The 19,126-nt window shown below is 66.8% G+C and carries 14 protein-coding genes and 2 pseudogenes; 13 read left to right on the top strand and 3 right to left on the bottom strand.

All coding sequences use genetic code 11. The features are described from left to right. Window positions 1–348: 348 nt before the first annotated feature. From DFR52_RS23685 to DFR52_RS23675, 3 genes and pseudogenes are all read left to right on the top strand, one after another. The gene (locus DFR52_RS23685) at window positions 349–1,599 is read left to right on the top strand and encodes a sarcosine oxidase subunit beta family protein (protein WP_110034563.1); all 1,251 of its coding nucleotides are present in this window, start codon (window positions 349–351) and stop codon (window positions 1,597–1,599) included. A gap of 12 nt (window positions 1,600–1,611) precedes the next feature. Continuing rightward, window positions 1,612–1,890 (top strand): annotated as a pseudogene (locus DFR52_RS24930) (sarcosine oxidase subunit delta); the annotation flags it as partial. A 125-nt stretch (window positions 1,891–2,015) separates the two neighbouring features. After that, window positions 2,016–4,949, top strand: a pseudogene (locus DFR52_RS23675) (sarcosine oxidase subunit alpha family protein); the annotation flags it as partial. A 585-nt stretch (window positions 4,950–5,534) separates the two neighbouring features. Here DFR52_RS23675 and DFR52_RS23670 read toward each other — a convergent pair. Both DFR52_RS23670 and DFR52_RS23665 read right to left on the bottom strand, forming a co-directional pair. Further along, window positions 5,535–6,866 (bottom strand): surface lipoprotein assembly modifier, encoded by a 1,332-nt coding sequence (locus DFR52_RS23670; protein WP_158285035.1) that lies wholly within the window; start codon window positions 6,864–6,866, stop codon window positions 5,535–5,537. Window positions 6,867–6,906: 40 nt separating this feature from the next. Next, window positions 6,907–7,965: a transferrin-binding protein-like solute binding protein gene (locus DFR52_RS23665; protein ID WP_110034559.1), complete on the bottom strand. Its 1,059-nt coding sequence runs from the start codon at window positions 7,963–7,965 to the stop codon at window positions 6,907–6,909. Window positions 7,966–8,299: 334 nt separating this feature from the next. Here DFR52_RS23665 and DFR52_RS23660 point away from each other — a divergent pair, with 334 nt between their 5' ends. Next, window positions 8,300–8,896, top strand: coding sequence for a GNAT family N-acetyltransferase (locus DFR52_RS23660; RefSeq protein WP_110034558.1), 597 nt, complete (start codon window positions 8,300–8,302; stop codon window positions 8,894–8,896). A gap of 183 nt (window positions 8,897–9,079) precedes the next feature. Here the strand turns inward: DFR52_RS23660 and DFR52_RS23655 are convergent, their stop codons facing one another. Continuing rightward, window positions 9,080–9,556, bottom strand: coding sequence for a phasin family protein (locus DFR52_RS23655; protein WP_158285034.1), 477 nt, complete (start codon window positions 9,554–9,556; stop codon window positions 9,080–9,082). Window positions 9,557–9,877: 321 nt separating this feature from the next. Here DFR52_RS23655 and DFR52_RS23650 point away from each other — a divergent pair, with 321 nt between their 5' ends. The 9 genes from DFR52_RS23650 (at window position 9,878) to DFR52_RS23610 (ending at window position 19,008) form a co-directional block, all read left to right on the top strand. Beyond that, window positions 9,878–10,312 carry a phasin family protein gene (locus DFR52_RS23650; protein WP_110034556.1) on the top strand — a complete coding sequence of 145 codons (435 nt, stop codon included), beginning with the start codon at window positions 9,878–9,880 and terminating at the stop codon, window positions 10,310–10,312. 166 nt (window positions 10,313–10,478) lie between these two features. Then, a complete protein-coding gene (locus tag DFR52_RS23645) occupies window positions 10,479–11,414 on the top strand; it encodes an ornithine cyclodeaminase family protein (RefSeq protein ID WP_110034555.1) in 936 nt (311 codons plus the stop codon). 166 nt (window positions 11,415–11,580) lie between these two features. Beyond that, the gene (locus tag DFR52_RS23640; RefSeq protein ID WP_146215665.1) at window positions 11,581–12,603 is read left to right on the top strand and encodes a hypothetical protein; all 1,023 of its coding nucleotides are present in this window, start codon (window positions 11,581–11,583) and stop codon (window positions 12,601–12,603) included. A gap of 196 nt (window positions 12,604–12,799) precedes the next feature. Beyond that, the gene (gene phnD, locus DFR52_RS23635; RefSeq protein WP_110034553.1) at window positions 12,800–13,777 is read left to right on the top strand and encodes a phosphate/phosphite/phosphonate ABC transporter substrate-binding protein; all 978 of its coding nucleotides are present in this window, start codon (window positions 12,800–12,802) and stop codon (window positions 13,775–13,777) included. A 99-nt stretch (window positions 13,778–13,876) separates the two neighbouring features. Beyond that, the gene (phnC, locus tag DFR52_RS23630) at window positions 13,877–14,680 is read left to right on the top strand and encodes a phosphonate ABC transporter ATP-binding protein (protein ID WP_110034552.1); all 804 of its coding nucleotides are present in this window, start codon (window positions 13,877–13,879) and stop codon (window positions 14,678–14,680) included. After that, window positions 14,677–15,492 (top strand): phosphonate ABC transporter, permease protein PhnE, encoded by an 816-nt coding sequence (phnE, locus tag DFR52_RS23625; RefSeq protein WP_110034551.1) that lies wholly within the window; start codon window positions 14,677–14,679, stop codon window positions 15,490–15,492. The genes phnC and phnE (DFR52_RS23625) overlap by 4 nt, the downstream gene beginning before the upstream one ends. Beyond that, entirely contained in the window at window positions 15,492–16,310 is an 819-nt protein-coding gene (gene phnE / locus DFR52_RS23620; protein ID WP_110034550.1) for a phosphonate ABC transporter, permease protein PhnE, read from the top strand. The genes phnE (DFR52_RS23625) and phnE (DFR52_RS23620) overlap by 1 nt, the downstream gene beginning before the upstream one ends. After that, the gene (locus tag DFR52_RS23615; RefSeq protein WP_245415471.1) at window positions 16,307–17,239 is read left to right on the top strand and encodes an HAD-IIA family hydrolase; all 933 of its coding nucleotides are present in this window, start codon (window positions 16,307–16,309) and stop codon (window positions 17,237–17,239) included. Before phnE (DFR52_RS23620) ends, DFR52_RS23615 begins: the two co-directional genes overlap by 4 nt. Before the next feature lie 119 nt (window positions 17,240–17,358). Further along, on the top strand, window positions 17,359–19,008 hold the full coding sequence (locus DFR52_RS23610; protein WP_110034548.1) for a Na/Pi cotransporter family protein: 1,650 nt from the start codon (window positions 17,359–17,361) through the stop codon (window positions 19,006–19,008). Window positions 19,009–19,126 lie beyond the last annotated feature (118 nt).

Genomic DNA, 19,126 nt, shown 5'->3' with positions numbered 1-19,126 from the left:
CCACCGCCTTCCGCCGTCCCGGGGTCCGTAGCCCCGGAACATCCGTTCTGGCGGAAGATGCGGCAAGTATGGCACGGGGGCGCGAGGGGTGGACGGCAAGGGGCGAAAATTTCCGCAAGGGACTGGAATTGCTGGAGGGGCTTTGCGGATCCGTCCAACAGTTCCGGCAGGGTGCTGACCCCAGTTTCCCTCTTGCGGGGGAGATGTCGGCGCCCGCGTCGCCTTTCGCCCAACAAATGTCGTTCCCCGCGCAATCGTTAAACAAAGCGGTGCGCGCGGCCCGGGGCACGTTGACTTCCCGGCCGGTTGGCCATTTGCTGTGGCCGAATCCGCGAACCGGGCAGGGCCATGAAATACTCCGCATTCAACATCTTCCGCCAGGCGCTCAAGGGCAACACCGGGTGGCAGCCGGCGTGGCGCGAGCCGGAGCCGAAGCCGCATTATGACGTCATCATCGTCGGTGGCGGCGGGCACGGGCTGGCGACCGCCTACTATCTCGCCAAGAACCACGGCATCACCAATGTGGCGGTGATCGAGAAGGGCTATATCGGCTCGGGCAATGTCGGGCGCAACACCACGATCGTGCGCGCCAACTACCTGCTGGAGGGCAACGAGCCGTTCTTCTCGCATTCGCTCAAACTGTGGGAGGGGCTCGAGCAGGAGCTCAACTTCAACGCCATGATGTCGCAGCGCGGCGTGCTCAATCTCTACCATTCCGACGGCCAGCGCGACGCGTTCGCCCGCCGCGGCAACGCCATGCGGATGCATGGCGACGACGCCGAACTGCTCGACCGCGCCCAGGTGCGCGAGATGGTGCCGTTCCTGAATTTCGACAATGCGCGGTTTCCGATCCAGGGCGGGCTCTTGCAGCGGCGCGGCGGCACGGCGCGGCATGACGGCGTCGCCTGGGGCTATGCGCGGGCGGCCGACACGCGCGGCGTCGACATCATCCAGAATTGCGAAGTGACCGGAATCCGAACCGAGAACGGCGTGGTCAAGGGCGTGGAGACGACGCGCGGCTTCATCGGCTGCTCCAAACTGGGGCTGGCGGCGGCCGGCAACTCCTCGCGGGTGGCGGAAATGGCCGGCTTGCGGCTGCCGATCGAGAGCCAGGTGCTGCAGGCCTTCGTCTCGGAAGGCATCAAGCCGTTCATCGACCAGGTGGTGACCTTCGGGGCGGCGCTGTTCTACATGTCGCAGTCCGACAAGGGCGGGCTGGTGTTCGGCGGCCGGCTCGACCTCTACAATTCCTATGCCCAGCGCGGCAATCTGGAGACGGTGGAAAGCGTCATGGAGGCGGCCGTCGCGATGGTGCCGGCGGTTTCCCGGGTCAAGGTGCTGCGCGCCTGGGGCGGGGTGGTGGACATGTCGATGGACGGCTCGCCGATCATCGACCGGACGCCGGTGGACAACCTCTATCTCAATGCCGGCTGGTGCTATGGCGGCTTCAAGGCGACGCCCGCCTCGGGCTGGTGCTTCGCGCATCTTCTGGCCACCGGCACGCCGCACGACCTGACCAGGGCCTACCGGCTCGACCGCTTCGCGCGCGGCTATCCGATCGATGAAACCGGCCACGGCGCCCAGCCGAACCAGCACTGAGGAGGGGCGACAATGGCAAGCCTGATCACCTGTCCGCATTGCGGCATACGTCCCAAGGAAGAATTTTCCATTCGCGGCGACGCGGGCCCGATGCGACCCGCCGTGGGCGCAGCGCCCGAAGCCTGGCACGCCTATGTCAATCTGCGCGACAATGTCCGCGGCGTGATGCGCGAGCACTGGCAGCATACGGGCGGTTGCCGCCGCTGGCTGGTGGTGGAGCGCGATACGTTTTCCCATGACGTGCTCGTCGTGAGCGACGCGTCGAAGACGCCGGTGCAGGCGCAGGCAGCTGCGAAACCGGCGGCAAGCAAGGCGGCTGCGGGCAAGGCTGCGGCGAAGCCGGTGGAGGCTGCCGCCAGGCCGACCGCGACAAGGACCACCAAGGGCAAGACGAAAAGCATGAAGGATACCGGCCAATGAGTTCGTCGCGTTTCTCCTCCGGCGGGCTCATCGACCGGTCGCGGACCATTTCCTTCTCGTTTGACGGCCGCCGCCTGGAGGGCTTTGCCGGCGACACGCTGGCCTCGGCGCTGCTGGCCAACGGCGTGAGGCTGATGGGCCGCTCGTTCAAGTACCACCGGCCGCGCGGACTGGTCTCCGGCGGCTCGTCGGAGCCGAACGCGCTGGTCACCGTCATCGACGGAGGTCGCCGCGAACCCAATCTGCGCGCCTCGATGGTGGAGCTCCGCGAGGGGCTCACGGCCGAGAGCCAGAACCGCTGGCCGTCGCTGGCGACGGATGTCGGCGCGGTCAACCAGCTGCTCTCGCCCTTCATCGGCGCCGGTTTCTACTACAAGACCTTCATGTGGCCGGCGGCGCTCTGGGAAAAGTTCTACGAGCCGGTGATCCGCCGCGCGGCGGGGCTGGGCCGGGCCGGGCACGATCCGGACACGGCCCGCTTCGACAAGCGCTGGGCGCATTGCGACCTCCTCGTGATCGGCTCCGGCCCGGCCGGCCTGATGGCGGCGCTGGTGGCTGCGCGGGCAGGCGCCCGGGTGATGCTGTGCGACGAGATGGCTTCCCCCGGCGGGCGGCTGATCCGCGACCGGGTCGAGATCGGAGAGACCGACGGCCCCGGATTCGTGGCCGATGCCGTGGCCGAGCTCGAGGGGCTGGGGGCGAAGCTGCTCACGCGCACGACGGTGTTCGGAGCCTATGACAGCGGCGTCTACGGTGCCGTCGAGCGGCTCGATCCGGCCGAGGCCGGCGGCGCCAACGAGCGGGTGTGGCGGGTGATTGCCAGGCGCGCCGTGATGGCGACGGGGGCCGAGGAGCGACCACTGGTGTTCGGCAACAACGATCGGCCGGGGGTGATGACCGCCTCGCTGATGCGCGGTCTGGCCAACGGCCAGGCGATCAATCCCGGAGCCCGGGCGGCGATCTTCACCACCGGCTCGTCCGGTCACGAGACGGCGCGGGACCTGAAGCGGCTTGGCGTCGAGGTGGCGGCGGTCATCGATTGCCGGCAGGACATTCCGGAGGCGGACCGGGCCGCCTCGGAGGGCCTCAGGGTGCTCTCGGGCCACCTCATCACCGATGTCGGCGGCCGCGGCGCGGTGGCGGCGGTGCATGTCCTCAACACCGGCAATGGCCGCACCGAGACGGTGCCGGTTGACAGCCTCGCCATGTCCGGCGGGTGGAGCCCGGTGGTGCATCTGAGCTGCCAGCGCGGCGATCGGCCGGCCTGGGACGGGGAACGCGGCCTGTTCCTGCCGCCCGCCCCCCGCGACGGGCTGGAAGCCGCGGGTGCGGCCAACGGCAGCTTCGATCTCGCCGGTTGCCTCGCCGAGGGCGTGGCGGCGGCGACACGGGCGCTGGGTGCGCTCGGGCGGAAGCCGAAAAAGACGGCGCTGCCCGCCGTCCGCGAAGCCAGCGGCGGCACACCGGGCTTTGCGACGCTGTGGCATGTCAAGGAGGCCAAGGCCAAGGCCTTTGTCGACTTCCAGAACGATGTCACCGTCTCCGATCTGGGGCTGGCGGTGCGCGAGGGCTACGGCCATGTCGAGCTCGCCAAGCGCTACACCACCACCGGCATGGCCACCGACCAGGGCAAGACCGGCAACATCAACGCCATCGGCATCCTCGCCGAAGCGCGGGGGACGACCCCGGACCAGGTGGGCACCACGACATTTCGGCCGTTCTACACGCCGGTGTCGATCGGCGCGCTGGCCGGCCAGAATGTCGGCTCGCACTATGCGCCGGTGCGGCGCTCGCCGCTGCACCACTGGGCCGAGAGGCACGGCGCGGTGTTCATCGAGGCCGGGCAGTGGCTGCGCGCCTCGCATTTCCCGATCGAGGGCGACGCCGGCTGGAAGGACGCCTGCGACCGCGAGACGCTGGCCGTGCGGGCGGGCGTCGGCATTTCCGATGCCTCGACCCTGGGCAAGATCGACGTCAGCGGCGCGGACGCGGCGGCGTTTCTCGACCGGGTCTACACCGGCACGATGTCGACGCTCGCCGTCGGCCGCGCGCGCTACGGGCTGATGCTGCGCGAGGACGGCATGCTGATGGACGACGGCACGGCGAGCCGGCTCGCCGAGGACCACTATCTGGTGACGACGACGACGGCGGCGGCCGGCGAAGTCATGGCGCATCTGGAATTCTGTTCGCAGGCGCTGTGGCCGGAAATGGACGTCAATCTGGCGTCGGTGACCGACCAGTGGGCGCAGATCACCATCGCCGGGCCGCGCGCCCGCGAGGTGGTGGCCCGCGTCGTGGCCGAGGATGTCTCCGACGCGTCGTTCCCGTTCATGACGGCGCGGCCGGTGACGCTGCATTCGGGTCTCGAGGCCCGCCTGTTCCGGATCTCGTTTTCGGGCGAACTGGGCTACGAGCTGGCGGTGCCGTTCCAGCACGGCGAGGCGGTGGCCGATGCGCTGCTTGCGGCCGGCGAGCCGTTCGGGGCGGCGCCCTACGGGCTGGAAGCGCTCAATGTGCTCCGCATCGAGAAGGGGTTTCTCACGCATGCGGAAATCGATGGACGGGTGACGCCGGGCGATCTCGGACTCGGCAAGATGGTGTCGGCCAAGAAAGCGGATTTCATCGGTCGCGCGATGCTTGCGCGCGAGGGCATGCAGCGCGAGGACCGGGGGCAACTGGTCGGGCTTGTTCCGCTCAAGCCGACGCAGCGGATTCTCGCCGGCGCGCATCTGCTCGAGGTCAATGCCACGCCATCGATGGCCAACGATCAGGGCCATGTGGCGTCCGCCTGCTGGTCGCCGCATCTGCAAAGCCCGATCGGGCTTGCCATGCTCAAGCGCGGGCGTGATCGCCACGGCGAGACCATCGTCGTCTGGGACGCGGTGCGCGGGCTGGAGACCGAGGCGCGCGTCGTCGATCCGGTGTTCCTGCCGGTCGCGGATGCCGGCATCGAACCCGAACGGCGGCTGGCGCCGGTGATGGCGGTCACGCCGGCCGTTTCCATGCTGCTCAAGGACCTGCCGTCGTCCATCGAGGCGCCGGCGCGGATGGAGCTGCTGCCGAGCGCGCCGGTGGCGCTGCTGCACGGCGTCAGGAGTCCGGCGGCCAGGCTTGCCGCCCTGGCAAAGGCGGGGGCGCTTGGCGACGGCACCGCACGCGTCGTTGCGCCGGGGCAGGTGCTGGCCGTGGGCAGGGCGGGGGAGAGCTTTGCCGACCTTGGGGAGCGGCTGGCCGCCGACCTGCCGGCCGGTGCACGGCTCCTCGATCTGGGAGGTGCGCGGGTGCGGATCGGCCTGTCGGGGGCGGGGGCACGCGGGGTCATCGCCCAGCATTCGGCCATCGATCTCGACGTCTTCGGCCCTGGAGCGAGCGCCCCGACGCTGTTCGGCCATGTGCCGGTGCAACTGACGGCGTCCGGTGCCGACAGCTATGAGGTGATGGTGTTCTCCACCTATGCGCGGGATCTGGCCGAAAGCCTCTCGCGGGCGGGTGCAAGCGTCTGATGGCGTCCGCCGTCAGAACTCGCGGGTCAGGGTGACGTCGCCGCTCCATCGGTCGAAGTCGTAGAGCGCGACGTTGCTGGTCTGGTCGAGGTAGCTGATGCCGAAGCGCGGCGTGACCCCGAAGATCTGGAAATCGCGCTTCATCACCGTGGCTCGCAGTTCGTAGAACTCGTCCCGGCGCGGCTCGCCCATGCCGGGAAAGTCGGCCTCAAAGCCGCGGCTGCCGAGGGTCAACTGCGCGGAGACCGAAATGCCGTGGCTGAGCTCGCGGCTGTGACCGAGCGTGCCGCTCCACTGGCGGTAGGAGGAGAAGCGTCGCCCCCTGACCTCCTCGGTCTCGTATCCGCCACCGGCCCAGAAGGACATGGCGATGCTCGGAGAAAACCTCAGCGCGGTGTTGCTGCGCCAGGTGTTGGCGTCGGCGCCGGCGGGAGTGTCGGCGAAGCGGCTCATGAAAGTGGTGTCGGCCGACAGCAGCCATTTCGGCGCCACGCTCCAGCGCCCGGTGATGCGGCCGCCGAGCCCGTGGCTGTTGGCGTCGCCGCCGAGCCAGACCTTGTCGACGAGCAGTTCGGCGGAGAGGAAATGCTTCAGGCCGCGATGGCGCAGTCCGGCCTGCAGTTCGATGAGCGGCTTGTCGTAGGGTCCGCCGGAGTAATTCGTGAACGAGGCGGAGCCGGCGACGAAGGCCGTCAGCTTTTCGCTCAACGGTCGGGCGTAGGAGAGGGAGACGCCGCTGGTGGCGCCGATGCCGGATTGCGCACGGCCGTCATCGGCGATGGCGAATGGCAGGCCGCCGACCAGGATGGTGGTGTTTCTCGAGCCGTTGTTGACGTTGGTCGACGGCGCGAGCGTCATGAACACGTTGGCGCTCCAGCCGCCGCGCGGATTGATCCGGTCGATCAGGCCCTCGAGTTCGCTGCGGGCAAGGTCGTTGCCGCTGGCGTCGGCGAGCCTGCGCAACTGGTAAGCGGCGGCCTCCCTGCGGCCCTGGGCAGCCAGCACGTGTGCGAGTTCCAGTTGGACCCGCTCCAGGTTCGGCCGCTGCGCCAGCATTTGGCGCAACAGCTTTTCGGCCTCGACGAGCCTGCCCGTGCGGCCCTTGACCATGGCGAGCAGGAAGGCGGCACGGAAGGCGTTGTCTTCGCCGTCGAAGCGGTGGCCAAGCAGCGCCTTTTCCGCCGTGGCGAGATCGCCGGACGCGATCAGCCGCTCGACGCCGGTAAGATAGGTGGCCTGATCGCCCAGTGGGACGGCGGCGAAAGCCGGGGAAAAAGCCGCCGCTCCCGCCAGGACCAGGGCGAGAGCGGCGGTCCGACAACGCCTTGGGAGGCGGATAGACATGTTCAACATCAATGCACCGGTATCGGCAGGATCGGCCGGGTCAGTTCTTCTGGCCGCCGATGACGCCGGTCAGGATGTAGTTGCGCGTCGTGCCGCCGAGCTCGGCGCTGCCCTCTATGGCTGTGGCGGCAACGGTTTCGGCCGCGTTGTCGCCGAGGAAGGCGCCGATGAGATTGTTCGATGTCGTGGTGCCCACCGCATTGCCGCCGGAATCGACCAGCGTCGCCGTGCCGGCATATTCGGAGCCGGTGATGTCGGCGTCGACCTTCAGACCGGTGATCGAAGAGTTGAGATTGACCAGTTGCTGCGTTCCCGAATCATAGGTTTCGAGCCTGGCGTCGGTCACGCCGCCCGAGACCTTGCCGGTCTGGAAATTGGCGGCGAGGGCGACCTTTCCGGACAGGCCCATCTGCGCGGTGCCCGCGCCGGTGTCGTAGGCGCCGACGCCGCCTTCCCAGAAGCCCTTGTAGGTGGCGGTTCCGGAGCCGGGCATGGTGGTGGTGTTGTTGCCGATATAGCCCACGCCGAAATTGCCGTTGCCGCCGGAGCCGCTGTCGGCGTAGCGGATCGTTGTGCCGTGCTGCATGACGATGGTGTCGACCAGCTGGTTGTTCTCGTAGATGTTGTAGACACCGACCGCGGACAGGTTGGCGTCGGTCGTGCCGACCTGGGGATCCCCGAAGGCGCCTGCCTCGAAATAGACGTTGCCCTTGCCGTTGGTGATGCCCTTGAGCGCCGTGCCGCCGGCCATGGTGTCCGCCGATGTCGCGGTGATCAGCGCCGCGTTGGGTCCCTGGCTGGCGTAGGGCGTGGGGTCCTCCTCCGCCGACCCAGAGATCGCCATGCCGGCGGGCGCGGACTTGTCGAGCATCGTCGTCCCTGTGAGCTGTGTGTAGGCGTTCTGCACGCCTGGTTCAGCGGTGTCGTAGAGCGTGGTGTCCGCCGTTGCCTGAAAGGCCAGCATCCTGCCGCTGGCGGTAATGGGCAGGGTTCCGGTGACGGCCGTGCCGCCGCCACCACCGCCACCCGCTGACGGGGAGCAGCCGGCCAGCATGGCAAGACCTGCGAGGACGGTGGAGGATACGAACAACTTTTTCATGGAAGGCTCCGGTGGCTGGCGTCCCCGATGGTCATCGGTCTGGACAGGTGTGGATCACGGTGACGCCAGGCTTGGCGGCGTCAGTGCAGTGCTGCGTGATCGGACCCTAGGGATGGATCCGGCAGGCGGCATCCCCCAACTGGGGGACGAGGTCGCGATGAGATGCGAGGCGACCGACCAGGGTGGCCGAGGGCGTGCGGGAGGGACGCGGGCGGCCCGCTTCGATCAATGCCGCCGCGTGACAGACTGTCACAAAACTTTGCCTTGAAAATATTGCTGCAATGCACAATATTCGGCGTGAGGATTCGGCGGGAGATGACCGTGAAAGTCGACCATGCTCTGCAACCTGTCTTCTGGTCCCTGGACCCCTGCAGCTTCAGTTCCGCACCCATTGCGCTATCGGCGGCTTCGGCCGGCGGACGCATCCGCGTTTGCGGCTCACCTGCATCAGCTGGACCCCGACGCCCGTCGCGACCGCTTCAACGGCACGACCTCCGACCACTGGCTTGACGGCTACATCGAGCGATCCCTGAAGGCGGCCATCATTGTCGGCGCCTTCGACGGCCGACGTCTGGTGGCGGTCGCGGAACTGCACCGCGGCGACGCCGCGGCGAACGGCGAGGGCGAGACGGCCTTCTCGGTGGCCGCCGAGTGGCGCCGCAAGGGCGTTGGATCGGCACTGATCCGGGAACTGCTGAAGCAGGCGGAAACCGTCGGCCTTGGCGCCATGCTGGTGGAGACCGGATCGAACAATCTCGCCATGAAGGCCCTGGCGCGCCGGCATGGCGCCGAGATGCGGTTTTCCGGCAATCGCTCCGTCGGCCGCATCGAGGTGCCGCATGGCCTGGAGCGCGCCCAGGCGCGGATGACAGGGGACGCGGTCGAAACGACAGCGGCGACAAATCCCGCCAAGATGGGGTTGAGATTTTGAGTCAACCGCTTGCGGCCATGATTCCAAAATTGACCGCAGTGCCTTGAAATCAAACGTGTTTGCTACCTGCCGCTGCAGGTTTTCTGGCAACCGGCGCCGCCCGTCCGGGTGGTGGGTGCGGGACGGCAAAAGGCCCGAGAGGCTGATGCCTTCCGGGCCTTCAATTCATGCCGGGTCTGACGGTCAGGCGGCCTTGCGGGCCAGTTCGAAAGCCTTGGTGGCTTCGTCGCGAACCGATGCGGCGGCTTCGGCTGCCTGCTTCTGGGCCATCTCGGCGGTCGAGCGGGCGTGTTCGAAATTCGCCTTGGCGGCGTCGCGGACATATTCGGCCTGGATCTGGACGGCGTCATTGACCGACGAAGCGGCGGACATCTTCTCGACGGTGGCCAGCGCATGGGTGACGTTGGCGTGGGTCAGGTCGAGCAGGCCCTTGGTGAAGGCGGCATACTGGGAGAACATCGTCACGGCTGCCTTTTCGGCATCCGCGTTCATCCTTGCCGCGCCCGCATGGGCCGTCTCGGCGTGGGCCTTGGCGGCAGCGGCCTGACGGGCGACGAATTCGCGGGTCTCGGCCGGAACGGCAATCTTCTTCTCGACGCTGTCAAAGATGTTCTTGATGGCGGAGGTGGCGTCGTTGGTGGTCTTCGTGGTCCTGGTCATGTCGGTCATCCTCATTGGAGCAATGTCACGCCCCGTTCGATTGACCCGGGGCAGGGTGGAAATGGCACATTTCGTTGTGCACTGCAATATAATTGTGCATTGCAATATGGAATTTCAAGGGGTGGGGGCGGCGTTTTTCGGATAAGGCGCAAAGGCGGCAACGCGGTGGCTTCACCCTCGCCCGATGCCTGATCTTTCGGTTGCCGCCGCTTGCCTGCGGCGATTGAACCTCGGGTCGGGCGCGCTATGTTGTCCGCAGGCTCCGAGGCGCGGGCATTCCCGCCTGCTGCCGGCGTGGGCCCGCACCAATGGGAGAGCACCATGGCCAAGACAGAACCGGCACCGGACTTTGCTTCGATCTTCATGGATTTCGGCAGGGACCTGAAACTGCCGACCCCGGAACTGGAAGCACTTGTGGACCGCCACCGCAAGAACCTGGCGGCGCTGGACGAGGCGGCCCGCAAGGCCGGCTCCGGGGCAGGCGAGATTCTCAAGCGCCAGCGCGGCATGATGCAGGAGACGCTCGACGAGATCTCCACCATGGCCGAACGGCTGCGTCAGGATTCGACGCCGAAATCGGTGATGGCGGCGCAGAGCGATTTCGCCCGCAAGACCTTCGAGGCGACGCTGCGCAACACCAGCGAGATCGCCGAGATGGCGCAGAAGTCGGGACTGGACACCTTCAAGGTGCTGCAGGACTCGATGCAGCAGACGCTGGCCGACTTGCGCGAGATCATGACCAGGCCGAAGTCCTGAGCTGCCCGAGGTCCCCGCGGCATCTGCCGCCTGGAACGCCCGTCTGTCCGAAGCGGTGGACAAGACGGCAGGCTTTCCGCTAACCCGGACGGGATCAACAGCGGTCAGCCCCTGCCGGTAGTCCAATGGCAGGCACGGCGGCCGCGCCAGCGAGGACATATCCGGCATGCGCATCATAACTGGCAAGGACATCGCATCGGTCTGCTCATGGCCGATGATCATCGAGGCGTTGCGCCAGGGCCACCGGCTGGCGCCGGCGAAGCTCGCCGACGCACTGGTCGAGGATGGCGGCCGCAAGATGCTGGTGCGCACGGCCTGGATTCCCGGCCTGGCCTCGGGCACCAAGGCGGTGACGATCTATCCGGACAATCCGTCGCAGACCCCGGCGCTGCCTTCGGTGCAGGGTCAGGTGCTGCTGTTCGACGAGGCGCGCGGCGACGTCGTGGCGGTGCTCGAAGGGGTCGATCTGACCGCCTGGAAGACGGCGGGCGATTCGGCGCTCGGCGCCGACTGCCTGGCCCGAAAGGACATGCGCACCATGCTGATGGTCGGCGCCGGCGCCATGGCGGGGCAGCTGATCGCCGCCCACCGGACCGTGCGGCCGGGCATCGACCGGGTGCTGATCTGGAATCGCAGCGCCGCCCGCGGCGAGGAACTGGCAGCCGAGATCAGTGCCGGCGGCGTCAGCGCGGAATTCGCCGCCGATCTCGATGCGGCCTTGCCGCAGGCGGACCTGATCTCGTCGGCGACGATGGCAACCGAGCCGCTGATCAGGGGCGAGCTGATCAGGCCGGGCGCCCATGTCGACCTGGTCGGCGCCTACACGCCGGCGATGCGCGAGGCCGACGACACGACGCTCCGGCGCGGGCGGCTGTTCGTCGACAGCTTCGCCACCACCATCGGCCATATCGGCGAGGTGGAGATCCCGCTCAGGAGCGGCGCCATCAGCCGCGCCGACATTCTCGGCGACATGCACGCGCTGGTGCAGGGCAGCATCGGCCGGCAGTCGGACGACGAGATCACGGTGTTCAAGAACGGCGGCGGCGCCCATCTCGACATCATGGTGGCGCATGCGGTGTCAAGCGCCTTGGCCAGGGGCTGAGGCCGGCGCAGCCTGACCGGACGGCGCTGCCGATGGCGCCGGCGGCCCCCACGCAGGGCGAGCGCGAGCCGCGTCATCCCGACGGCGGTGGCGGCAAGGCGCTGCAAGGGAAGCTCCGCGCCAGTTCGCGGGCCTAATGTCGGCCTCCCCATCCGAAGGACAGATCGTGCAGAGCGACGTTACCAATTTCATGCGGCAGATTGCCCTGTTGAGCGACACCGACGAGCTCGACCGGCGCTGCCGCGAGTTCATGCTCAGCATTCCGCCAAGCCTCGGGCTGGAGGTGGCGGCGGCGCTGGCGCAGGCGCACCCGTTCTACCTGCCGCCGATCGGTGCCGAGAACGCGGCCCGGCTGAGGCCGGAACCGACCCAGTTTTCGGAATTGGTGATGCGGGCCAAGCTCAGCTGCCGCTATTCGACCCAGCTCAACCTGCTCGTCGCCGCCGCGCCGGACCCGGCGGCTGATTTCCTCGCAGGCGCCTTGCGAAAGGGCATCGGACTTCCGGAAGCAGACCTCTCGGCCTCGACGCTGTCCCCCGCGGCGAGCCTCGCCCTCGGCCAGTTCCAGATCGAGCAGCAGACGGACGAACTGGCCCTGATCCGCGGCGGCATGAACGGGCTCGGCTATGTCGCCCGCCACGCGCTGGTGTGCACGCCCTATCTGTGCGGGCAGATGCGGCTGTTCAATGTGCGGCCGGTGTTGATGACGCGCAACCTGCTCGATCAGCTGGTGCTGCTCGACGCCGGCGCCGTGGCGGCGCGCGCGGGCAGGGCGGATGACGCGCCGGCGGTTCCCGACGGACTGCCCTGCAATTACCATCTGCTCGACGACGCGGAGCGGCTTGAGATGCTCACGGACCTGCGTCTCGGCTGGCTGCTGCGTTTCTTCGTTTCGTGGAAAAGCTGCGAGTCGACGGGGCTGGTGGAGCCGGTATGGGTTTCCGGGGACGGAGAGATGCTGGCGCAGCCGCTGCAGCTGGCCCGGCGCATTGCCGGCCAGATCGGCCACGAGGCGATCGTGGCCGATCTGCTGACCGACGCGCTGCTGGAGCCGGCCGACGAGCTTCGCCGGCCGGCCGTCGGCGCAAGCCCGATCACGCCGCAGCTGCGCGACCGGATCCACGCGATCTGCTGCAGCTTCGAGGCGGACATCGACCTCTCGCCGATACTCGAATCCGCCGTCGTCTGAGCCGCTCCGCTCGGCCCGCAGCCAGGGTATGGGGATGCGCCGATGAAGCCTCCGACCCGCACGCCCGATGCGGCATGCCGGGGGCAGTGGCAGATTTGTTTCGTTCTCCACAGAAAATGGAACATTTTGGCGGTTGTCACAAAAGTGTCATAAATGTACGATCCGGGCGGAGACACGAACTGAGGGAGGAAAACTCATGAAAATCAAAAACTTGTTGCTGTCTGCCGCAGCCATTGTGACGATCTCGGCGTTCAGCGTTGGTACGGCCGCGGCACAGGACTGCCCGCGTGGCACGCTTGATACACGCTATTGTGACGTTGACGGCGACCTCATCGCCGATGTTCCGACGGACGAATCGCAGTTGCTTGATCCGGACACGCTGATCTTCGCCTATACGCCGGTGGAGGACCCCGCGGTCTACAAGGAAGCCTGGGCCGATTTCCTGACCTATCTGGAAAAGACCACCGGCAAGAAGGCAGTGTTCTTCCCGGTGCAGTCGAATGCGGCGCAGATCGAAGCGATGCGCTCGGGCCGCCTGCACATTTCCGGCTTCAACACCGGTTCCAATCCGCTGGCGGTCAACTGCGCCGGATTCCGGCCCTTCACCATCATGGCGTCGCTCGACGGCTCGTTCGGCTACGAGATGGAGATCATCACCTATCCGGGCTCCGGCATCGACAAGGTCGAGGACATCAAGGGCAAGACGCTGGCCTTCACGGCGGAAACCTCGAATTCCGGCTTCAAGGCTCCCTCGGCGCTGCTCAAGTCCGAATACGGCATGGTCGCGGGGACCGACTATGAGCCGGCCTTCTCCGGCAAGCACGACAATTCGATCCTCGGCGTGGCCAACAAGGACTATCCGGCGGCGGCCATCGCCAACTCGGTCATGTCGCGGATGATCGAGCGCGAGGTGATCAAGCCGGAGCAGGTCAAGTCGATCTACAAGTCGCAGACCTTCCCGACCACCGGATTCGGCGTGGTCTACAACCTCAAGCCCGAACTGCAGGCCAAGATCAAGGAAGCGTTCCTGACCTTCCCCTGGGAAGGCTCGTCGCTGCAGAAGGAATTCGAGAAGTCCAACGAAGGCCAGTTCCTGGAAATGAACTACAAGGATTTCTGGGAGGTGGTGCGCAAGATCGACACCGCCAACGACGTGAAATACACCTGCGGCTGATCCGGTTCCGGGACGCAGCGCCGTATGCGGCGCTGCGTCGTTTCCTGTCTGGCGCCGCGGCACTCCGCGGCGCCTCTTTCCTGCCGACCACGGGGCCCCATGCTCGAACTCAAGAAACTCACCAAGACCTATCGCACCGGCGACAAGGCGCTTCAGGACGTCACGCTGACCATTCCCAAGGGACAGGTCATGGCTCTGATCGGACCATCCGGCGCCGGCAAGTCGACGCTGATCCGCTGCATCAACCGGCTCGTTGAACCCACTTCGGGCAGCGTCATCCTGGACGGCACCGACATCACCGCTCTCGGCACCGGCGGACTGCGCAAGATGCGCCGCCAGATGGGCATGATCTTTCAGGAATACGCGCTGGTGGAGCGGCTCACCGTGATGGAGAACGTGCTCTCCGGGCGGCTCGGCTATGTCGGCTTCTGGCGCTCCTTCCTGCGCAAGTATCCGCAATCGGATGTCGATGAGGCGTTCCGGCTGCTGGATCGCGTCGGCCTGATGGCGATGGCCGACAAGCGCGCCGACGAACTCTCCGGCGGCCAGCGCCAGCGCGTCGGCATCGCCCGCGCGCTGATCCAGAATCCCCGGCTGCTGCTGGTCGACGAGCCCACCGCCTCGCTCGACCCCAAGACCTCGCGGCAGATCATGCGGCTGATCTGCGAATTGTGCGCCGAGCGCGATCTCGCCGCCGTCATCAACATCCACGATGTGGCGCTGGCGCAGATGTTCGTCGAACGCATCGTCGGGCTGAAGGCGGGCGAACTGGCCTTCGACGGCAAACCCACCGAGATGTCCGAAGAGGTGCTGACCAGCATCTATGGCGAGGAAGACTGGCAGGCGACCATCCGCAATGTCGATGACGAGGAAGACGCCGAAGCGGACGTGGCGGCGTCATGACCGCGGTTGCCCTTGACGACAGGATCGGCAAAGCCTGGAAAAAGCCGCCTCTGATTGCCAACCCGGCGCTGCGCTGGACCCTGTTCATCGGCGCGCTGGCCTATGTCGTGCTGGCCGTCGCCTCGATCGACGTCAACTGGTCGCGCGTTGCCGAGGGCCTGAGCCGCGGCTGGGCCTTTGTCACCGCGTTCTTCACGCCGGATTTCGTCTCCCGCGGCGGTGACATCTGGGCCGGCATTCTGGAGAGCGTCATCATCACCATCACCTCGACCGTGGTCGGTATCGGCCTGTCGGTCCCGATCGGGCTCGGGGCCGCGCGCAACATCGCGCCGCTGCCGGTCTATCTCGTCTGCCGCGCCATCGTCTCGCTGTCGCGCGCGCTCAACGAGATCATCGTCGCCATCCTGCTGGTGGCGATCTTCGGCTTCGGGCCGCTGGCGGGCTTCCTCACCCTGTCGTTTGCCACCATCGGCTTCATGTCGAAACTGCTTGCCGAGGACATCGAGGAGATGAGCAAGGCGCAGGCCGAGGCCATCCGCGCCACCGGCTCCTCTTGGCTGCAATGGATCAATTACGGCGTGCAGCCGCAGGTGATGCCGCGGCTGATCGGGCTGTCGATGTACCGGCTCGACATCAATTTCCGCGAATCGGCGGTTCTCGGCCTGGTCGGCGCCGGTGGCATCGGCGCGACGCTGAACACGGCGTTCGACCGCTACGAATACGACACGGCGGCGGCGATCCTCCTGATCATCATCGTCACCGTCATGGCGCTGGAATATCTCTCCGGCATCATCAGGGCAAAGGTGCAGTAATGCCGGTTTCAACTGACATCAAGGGCGCCAAGGTCTGGCAGTTGCGCAACCGCAACCAGACGCTCATCCGCTGGGGCAGCTATCTTGCCGCCGTCGCCATCTTCATGTGGTGCTGGCAGCGCATCTCCGAGGCCACCACCTGGTTCTTCGTCTGGGACGCGCCGCGCATTGCAGCCGACATCGGCGGCCGCGCCTGGCCGCCGCGCTGGTCCTATATGGACAAGCTCTGGGGGCCGCTGTGGGACACGTTCAACATGGCGACGCTCGGCACCGTCATGGCCTTGTTCCTGGCGGTTCCGGTGGCGTTTCTGGCGGCGCGCAACACCACGCCGAGTACGCTGTTCATCAGGCCGGTGGCGCTGTTCATCATCGTCGCCACCCGCTCGATCAATTCGCTGATCTGGGCGCTGCTGCTGGTGGCCATCGTCGGCCCCGGCGTCTTTGCCGGGCTGATGGCGATCGCGCTGCGCTCGATCGGCTTCTGCGCCAAGCTGCTCTATGAGGCGATCGAGGAGATCGACGAGAAGCAGGTGGAGGCGATCACCGCCACCGGAGCCAGCCGCTGGCAGGTGATGACCTATGCCATCGTGCCGCAGATCCTGCCCGCCTTTGCCGGCATCAGCGTCTTTCGCTGGGACATCAACATCCGCGAGAGCACGGTCCTCGGCCTGGTCGGCGCCGGCGGCATCGGGCTGCAGCTGCAGTCTTCGCTCAACACGCTGGCCTGGCCGCAGGTGACGCTGATTCTCCTCGTCATCCTGTTTGCCGTCGTCGTCGGCGAATGGGTCTCGGCAAAGGTGCGCGGAGCGATCATTTGACCTCCGGCGATCCGCTGGGCGAGCTTTTTCCGCGGTTCGACGGCGAGATGGCGTTCCTGGCCTATGAGCATGTGCGCCACCGACTGCCCGGTGCGCGCCATCCGGCGCTGGCGGCCGGCGCCGACGACCTTGTGTCGCTGGCCGGCCGCTTCGACGTGTTCGTCTTCGATGCCTTCGGTGTGCTCAATGTCGGCGATCAGCCCATTCCCGGGGCCGTGGAAGCGGTGGCGCGGCTCAGGGCCATGGGCAAGCGGCTCTTCGTCGTCACCAACGGCGCCTCGCTGACGGCGGCGAAGGCGCCGGAGAAGTTCAGGAAGCTCGGTTTCGATTTCTCGCCTGACGAGATCATCTCCAGCCGCATGGCGGCAGAGACGGTGATGGCGGAGCGCTGCGGCGGCGTCTGGTGCGTGATGCCGCCGCCCGGCTTCGATCCCGCCGAGCTCGCGCCGGACGCCATCGCGCTCGAGGACGACCCCGCCGCCTACGAGCGGGCGGAGGCGTTCCTGCTGCTGTCGACGCTGGTGTGGACCGCGGAGCGGCAGGCCCTGCTGGAGGCGTCGCTGAAGGCGCGCCCAAGGCCGGTGATCGTCGCCAATCCGGATATCGTGGCGCCGCGCGAGACCGGCTTCTCGACGGAACCGGGCTATTGCGGCCATCGCCTGGCGCAGCATCTGGGCCTCGATGTCGAGTTTCACGGCAAGCCGTTCGGCTCGGTCTATGAGCTGGTGATGGCGGCCCTGCCGCAGCACGCCGACCGCCGGCGGATCTGCATGATCGGCGACACGCTGCACACCGATGTGCTGGGGGGGGCGGCGGCCGGATGGTCGACGGTGCTGGTTTCGGATCATGGCCTGTTCAAGGGGCTCGATCCCGCCCGCTACATCGAGCGCTCCGGCATCGTCCCCGATTATATTATTCCAACAATATGAGCGGCTTGTGTCGTCGTCCGAGATATTTATGACAGTTTTGTGACAGAGCCGTTGCGGTGGATGAATCGGCGGTGATAGGATGAACATTCCTTTCCCTTCAGCAATGGCTCAATCATTCCATGTCTTTTCTCGCAGAGCTCATCGGCGCCATCGCCCTCCTGTTGTGGGGGCTCCGGATGGTGCGCACCGGGGTGATGCGGGCCTTCGGCGTCCAGGTGCAAAAGTGGGCCGGCCGTGCCGAGGGGCGCATCCTTCCGGCCTTCGGCGCCGGGATCGGCGTGGCGGTGCTGCTGCAGAGCAGCGCGGCCACGGCAATGATCGTCGCGACCTTCGCGGGCAGGGGCGTGCTGGGGGCGACGACGGCGCTGGTGACGATCCTCGGCGCCGACATCGGCACCGCGCTGGCGGTGCTGGTGGCCTCGCAGAAAATCACCTTTCTCTCGCCGCTGCTCATGGCCGTCGGCGTCTTCGGCTTCATGTCGACCGAGGACACGAAGAAGCGCAGCCTGATGCGCGCGGTGACCGGGCTCGGCCTGATCCTGCTGGCGCTGAGCCTGATCGCGCGCACCGCCGCCGTGCTCGGCCACGAGCAGGGCTTCGTCACCGTGCTGGAAATTCTCGCCGGACAGCCCTTCCTGCTGGTGCTGCTGGCGCTGGTGATGAGCTATCTCGCGCATTCCAGCCTCGCCATCGTGCTGCTGACGATCGGCTTCGTCGGCTCAGGCCTGCTCGGCCTCGAGAGCGGCCTCTACATGGTGCTGGGCGCCAATATCGGCAGCGGGCTGCTGCCGGCGGTGGCCAACTGGGGCGCCAGGCTGGAGGCGCGGGTGCCGGTGACTGCCAATCTGATGGTGCGCGTGCTCGGCGTGGCGATCGCCTTCCCGCTGGTCGGCATCATCGTCGAGGCCGCCGGCAGCTACGCCGGGATGGCCGTGTTCCCGGCGCTGTTCCATCTCGGGCTCAACCTGGCCGTCTCGCTGGCAGGCCTGATCGCGGCGCCGGCGCTCGTCAGGCTGGCGCGGTTGACGCTGCCTGCCAATGCTGCCGACGAGGGGCTGTTCGAACCGAAATATCTCGACCAGGATCTGATCGACAATCCGGTCAAGGCGCTGGCGCTGGCCAAGCGCGAGGCGCTCAACATGGCCGACATCACGCAAGGCATGATGCGCGCCGTTCTGCCGGTGCTGCGCAACAACGACGACATGCTGCGGCGGACGACGATCGCCAACGACGACAAGGTCGACAGGCTGTTCGACGCCATCAAGCTCTACATCGCCCGGGTGATGCAGCAACAGCTCTCCGCCGAGGAGACGCAGCGGGCGCTCGACATCCTCGCCTTCACCGCCAACATGGAGCATATCGGCGACATCATCGACGGCGGGCTGATGGACCTGGCGGGCAAGAAGCTGGCGGCGCGGATCAGCTTTTCGGACCAGGGCTTCGCCGAGATCTGCTCTCTGCACGAAGCGGTGTCGGCGAATTTCGAGCTGGCGGTCAACACCTTCGTCACCGACGATGTCGATCTCGCCCGCATGCTCTACTCGGCCAAGGCGGAGGTGCGCGACCTCGAGCGGCGCTCGGTGGAAACCCATCTCGGTCGCCTCGGCGAGGGCAATCCCGAGACCATCGGCACCTCCTCGGTGCATCTCGACATTTTGCGTGACCTCAAGCGCATCAACAGCCACCTGACCTCGATCGCCTATCCGGTGCTGAAAGCCTCGGGCGAGGTGCCGAAGACCAAATGGAAGCGGCAGCGGCGGACGGCATAAGGGTTGATCAGATACCGCCTCGATGCGTTTAGGTGGGTCGTAAAGCACTTCTATAAATACAGCCTTAGGTTTGCATTTTTTCTGACGTCAGATCGTGATGACAGTAGATCGCCTAATG

This window comes from Hoeflea marina (genome assembly GCF_003182275.1).
Taxonomy (GTDB): domain Bacteria; phylum Pseudomonadota; class Alphaproteobacteria; order Rhizobiales; family Rhizobiaceae; genus Hoeflea; species Hoeflea marina.
The sequence above is the reverse complement of the archived record's forward strand: the minus strand, read 5'-3'. Positions and strand labels throughout refer to the sequence as shown.

What these genes read in the sequence shown, in the direction of transcription:
- DFR52_RS23685 (WP_110034563.1), top strand. Translation starts at nt 349, where the DNA reads ATGAAATACTCCGCATTCAACATCTTCCGCCAGGCGCTCAAGGGCAAC.
- DFR52_RS23670 (WP_158285035.1), bottom strand. Translation starts at nt 6,866, where the DNA reads ATGTCTATCCGCCTCCCAAGGCGTTGTCGGACCGCCGCTCTCGCCCTG.
- DFR52_RS23665 (WP_110034559.1), bottom strand. Translation starts at nt 7,965, where the DNA reads ATGAAAAAGTTGTTCGTATCCTCCACCGTCCTCGCAGGTCTTGCCATG.
- DFR52_RS23660 (WP_110034558.1), top strand. Translation starts at nt 8,300, where the DNA reads ATGCTCTGCAACCTGTCTTCTGGTCCCTGGACCCCTGCAGCTTCAGTT.
- DFR52_RS23655 (WP_158285034.1), bottom strand. Translation starts at nt 9,556, where the DNA reads ATGACCAGGACCACGAAGACCACCAACGACGCCACCTCCGCCATCAAG.
- DFR52_RS23650 (WP_110034556.1), top strand. Translation starts at nt 9,878, where the DNA reads ATGGCCAAGACAGAACCGGCACCGGACTTTGCTTCGATCTTCATGGAT.
- DFR52_RS23645 (WP_110034555.1), top strand. Translation starts at nt 10,479, where the DNA reads ATGCGCATCATAACTGGCAAGGACATCGCATCGGTCTGCTCATGGCCG.
- phnD (WP_110034553.1), top strand. Translation starts at nt 12,800, where the DNA reads ATGAAAATCAAAAACTTGTTGCTGTCTGCCGCAGCCATTGTGACGATC.
- phnC (WP_110034552.1), top strand. Translation starts at nt 13,877, where the DNA reads ATGCTCGAACTCAAGAAACTCACCAAGACCTATCGCACCGGCGACAAG.
- phnE (WP_110034551.1), top strand. Translation starts at nt 14,677, where the DNA reads ATGACCGCGGTTGCCCTTGACGACAGGATCGGCAAAGCCTGGAAAAAG.
- phnE (WP_110034550.1), top strand. Translation starts at nt 15,492, where the DNA reads ATGCCGGTTTCAACTGACATCAAGGGCGCCAAGGTCTGGCAGTTGCGC.
- DFR52_RS23610 (WP_110034548.1), top strand. Translation starts at nt 17,359, where the DNA reads ATGTCTTTTCTCGCAGAGCTCATCGGCGCCATCGCCCTCCTGTTGTGG.